Source organism: Burkholderia sp. Bp9016, from assembly GCF_003857765.1.
In the GTDB taxonomy this organism is placed as follows: domain Bacteria; phylum Pseudomonadota; class Gammaproteobacteria; order Burkholderiales; family Burkholderiaceae; genus Burkholderia.
The window spans coordinates 1-275 of the sequence record NZ_QTPY01000104.1 but is presented as its reverse complement, the minus strand read 5'-3'; the positions used below and the strand labels follow the sequence as shown (position 1 = coordinate 275).

1 protein-coding gene is annotated in these 275 nt (G+C 62.5%); it reads right to left on the bottom strand.

Going from position 1 to position 275, the window contains the following annotated elements; translation table 11 throughout:
• The coding region (locus tag DIE13_RS32645) for an electron transfer flavoprotein subunit beta/FixA family protein (RefSeq protein WP_409333487.1) at window positions 1-275 on the bottom strand (275 nt) is incomplete at both ends.

Here is a 275-nt window from a genome sequence, read left to right as displayed (position 1 = left end):
ACCAGCGCCTTCAGGATCTTCGCGACCGCCAGCGGCTCGACGCTGTCGGTCGATTCGACGAGGATCGCGCGATCCGCACCGATCGCCAGCGCCGTGCGCAGCGTTTCCTGCGCTTGCGCAACGCCCACCGACACGGCGATCACTTCCGTTGCCACGCCCGCTTCCTTCAGACGCACCGCTTCTTCAACGGCAATCTCATCGAACGGGTTCATCGACATCTTCACGTTCGCGATATCCACACCCGTGTTGTCCGACTTCACGCGGACCTTCACGTT